A 3,116-nucleotide genomic window follows, 5' to 3' on the forward strand; every position below is an offset into this window, starting at 1 on the left:
GACAGAGACAGAACGACAACAGGGCAAGCGTGGCTGAATAGCGCGTAGGATGGGTAGAGCACTTGCGAAACCCATCATGTTTCGTCATCGAGCAAGGCCTCGATGGGTTTCGCTTCGCTCTACCCATCCTACGGAGCTGTCTGAGCGGCCCGCGCCTCCGTTCACAACACTGTTATTGCGACCTGTTGCGCCCTTTGTCCCAACTGGGCGTTCGGTGCCTGTTGTTGTACCCTTGCCGGAGCCGTTGTACGGGCGCCAGGAGGAATGGACATGACCATGGTCGTACTCAACCGCCGCAACCTCCTCGCTGCTGGCGGCTCCGTCCTGGCAACCGGGGTTTTGGCAAGCGCGGTTCCCGGACTCCTGTTGCCGGCCCGCGCGGACGGTCTCGCACCGACCGAGTCGATGTCGGGTGGGGCGAACAACTACCGCAAGGGCGCGTCGATCGTGGACCGGATCGGCAAGGGCGGCTTCTGGATGAGCGGTACCGTCCGCCGCGCCGGCGACGGGGCTCCACTCGCCGGGCAGCGCATCCAGATCTGGGCGCACACGACCGAAGGGCAGGAGCACGAGCCGCAGAGTCATGGCGCCACGCTCACCGACAAGGACGGCAAGTTCCGGCTCGAGATGCCGCAGATCATTCCCATCTTCGGCCAGCCGCATGGTCACCTCGCCTATGACAGCGGCGAGTTCAAAACCGTCTTTTTGCGGCCGGTGATGCGGAGCGCAAAGGAAACCAGCCTGGAAGCGCATTTCGTCCTTCAGCCGGCCTGACCGCGTTGCAAATGAAGCGGTGGAGATCGGCCCGGGCGCCCCTGATCTGGGTCGCCCTTGCTTTGGCCATCGGCGTGCCGATCGCCAAGGCAGCGGGAAGCGAGCAGCTCGCGTGGCGCGGTCCGGTCTACATCCTCGCCGGGTTTGCGGGGATCGTCGCCCTCGGCCTCGTGCTGGTTCAGCCCCTGCTGATTGGCGGATACCTGCCGGGACTGTCGGCCTATCGCGGACGGCGCGCCCATCACTGGATCGGCGGCGCGCTTGCTCTGGCGGTGGTGATCCACGTCGCCGGCCTCTGGATCACGAGCCCGCCCGACATGATCGACGCGCTGACCTTCTCATCGCCGACGCCGTTCTCCCCCTTTGGCGTGACCGCCATGTGGGCCATCTTCATTGTTGCGCTTCTGGCCGCGCTGCGCCGGCGATTGGGACTGCGACTGCGAACGTGGCGCCTGATTCATGTGCCTCTCGCGATCGTCATCGTCGCCGGCAGCGTGGTCCATTGCCTGCTGATCGAGGGGACGATGGAGACGATCTCGAAGGCGGCGCTCTGCGCGCTCGTCCTCGCGGCAACCGTGAAAGTCATGGTTGACCTGCAGGTGTGGCGAAGGCGAAGGACGCTACGCGGCGAGAGCATTGCGCCGCAGTAGGCCACGCGCGATTGATCGCGATTTACAGAGGTCTTTATTCAAGCACGTTGATTCAAGCACGTTGGGCGTCGTCATCGCCTGTGTGCGCTCTGCTTGCCGCAGATCGCGACGCGGCGTATCCTTTCGCGATGGTTGTCAGTGCCCCCGAGCTGAAAGCGTTCCTGCTCGCGACGCCGTTCTTCGGCGGTCTCCCGGACCCAAGCCTCGACCTCCTGATTTCGATGCTGGTCGAGCGCCGCTTTGATGCCGGTGCGACCGTCGTGGCGGAAGGCGAGCCGGGACGCTCGATGTTCATCGTCAAATCCGGTCGGCTGGCGGTGAGCAAGCGGGCGAATTCGGGGAGCGTCATCCCGATTTCCATTCTGGAGCCCGGCGATTTCTTCGGCGAGATGTCGCTGATCGAAATGCAAAATCGCTCCGCCACGGTGCTCGCGGAGAGTCCGACGGTGCTGTACGAGCTGACGGCGCAAAAGCTCTACGCGTGCTACAAGGCGGATATCCACGCCTATGTGATCGTCCTGCAGAACATCAATCGCGAGCTTTGCCGGCGGCTGCGCCGCTCCGACGATCGCCTCACCGGACACGAGGTGGGCGAAGAGGAACCCTCTGCGCGATGAATGTGCTTCCCTGCGATGCCGCAAGTTCGCTCTCGGTCCTTTTGACGAAACTCGTGGCGCGGATGGAGCGACGCGCAATCCGGGACGATTGCGTCCGCGGCTATCGGTCCAACGCATCGAAGCTCGCGAGCTTGGCGTCGAGCTTCGTGCCGGCATATTTGTTGAACAGCGTCAGCGAGCGTTGTGACGAGGCGTTCCAGTCGACGCCGGCCGAGGCCGTCAGGCATGCGCGGAGCCGCAGCCCAACCAGACTGCAAATATCAAGGAGGCAATAGCCGAAGCGCGGCCATTTAGCCTCAAATCGGAATACGACGAGAGTATTTGGAGTGTTCTGCCGGCAGCTTCATGTACCGAAGGTTTCTTCTTCGCCTGTCATTCGTCCTCAGTTGCRGACTTCGAAGTTGCGGGCCGCGCTACCGCCTCCCCCGTAGGCGTCACGCATAAATTCGAGTCGACAACCTGGCCGGACGGGACGGCAGCCCGCACCGTTGCAAATCAATTGTCCCGTCGCCTGCGGCTTCGACGGTGTGGACTCAACTTTCTTTCTCTCATTATCCCGAGGCTTGGCATCCTCGCGGACCGCAACCGGCTTCTTGTCCTGGACCTTCTCGCACTCGTTATCGTCGTTGACGCGATAACCGGCGCGGCAGGCGATCTTCACGCAGGTATCGCCATCCGCCTTGAAGCCGTGCTCGCAGACCAGCGGACAGACGCGGCCCTGCTTGCTCTTGATCGCGTCGAGGGCGTCGAAGCTCGCCAGCTTGGTGTCGAACTTCGTCCCGGCATGCTTGTTGAACAGCGTCAGCGAGCGCTGCGCGGAGGCGTTCCATTCGCCGTCCGCTGCACCCGTCAGACACCCGACGCGACGGAGTTCTGACTGCACCAGTTTGGCCGTTTCCTGCGGCGAGAGGCTGGGCGCCGATTGCGTTGGGGCAACGGCTGCGACCTTCTGCTCGCCGTCACGCTGGGTTTTTTCGGCCGCCTGTCTTGCTGCCTGCTCGGAAGCCGCCTTGTCGTTCGCGATCTTGTCGGCGAGCGCCTTCTCGGCGGCCTGCTTGTCGGCCAGCGCCTTGGC

Annotated in this window: 3 protein-coding genes and 1 pseudogene; 3 read left to right on the forward strand and 1 reads right to left on the reverse strand. The window is 63.5% G+C overall.

What is annotated here, in order from left to right; translation table 11 throughout:
- Positions 1-270 precede the first annotated feature (270 nt).
- The 3 genes from AC1D00_RS33750 (at position 271) to AC1D00_RS33760 (ending at position 2,041) form a co-directional block, all read left to right on the forward strand.
- Positions 271-774, forward strand: coding sequence for a peptidase associated/transthyretin-like domain-containing protein (locus AC1D00_RS33750; protein WP_477013652.1), 504 nt, complete (start codon positions 271-273; stop codon positions 772-774).
- A gap of 11 nt (positions 775-785) precedes the next feature.
- On the forward strand, positions 786-1,424 hold the full coding sequence (locus tag AC1D00_RS33755; RefSeq protein WP_477013651.1) for a ferric reductase-like transmembrane domain-containing protein: 639 nt from the start codon (positions 786-788) through the stop codon (positions 1,422-1,424).
- A gap of 128 nt (positions 1,425-1,552) precedes the next feature.
- Positions 1,553-2,041: a cyclic nucleotide-binding domain-containing protein gene (locus tag AC1D00_RS33760; RefSeq protein ID WP_135177727.1), complete on the forward strand. Its 489-nt coding sequence runs from the start codon at positions 1,553-1,555 to the stop codon at positions 2,039-2,041.
- A gap of 382 nt (positions 2,042-2,423) precedes the next feature.
- Here the strand turns inward: AC1D00_RS33760 and AC1D00_RS33765 are convergent.
- Positions 2,424-3,116: pseudogene (locus AC1D00_RS33765) on the reverse strand (caspase family protein); the annotation flags it as partial.

This window comes from Bradyrhizobium sp. P2_E8, from assembly GCF_056403875.1.

Bases quoted from the DNA above. Each gene is read 5' to 3' on its own strand.
- AC1D00_RS33750 (WP_477013652.1), top strand. From the start codon at position 271: ATGACCATGGTCGTACTCAACCGCCGCAACCTCCTCGCTGCTGGCGGC.
- AC1D00_RS33755 (WP_477013651.1), top strand. From the start codon at position 786: ATGAAGCGGTGGAGATCGGCCCGGGCGCCCCTGATCTGGGTCGCCCTT.
- AC1D00_RS33760 (WP_135177727.1), top strand. From the start codon at position 1,553: ATGGTTGTCAGTGCCCCCGAGCTGAAAGCGTTCCTGCTCGCGACGCCG.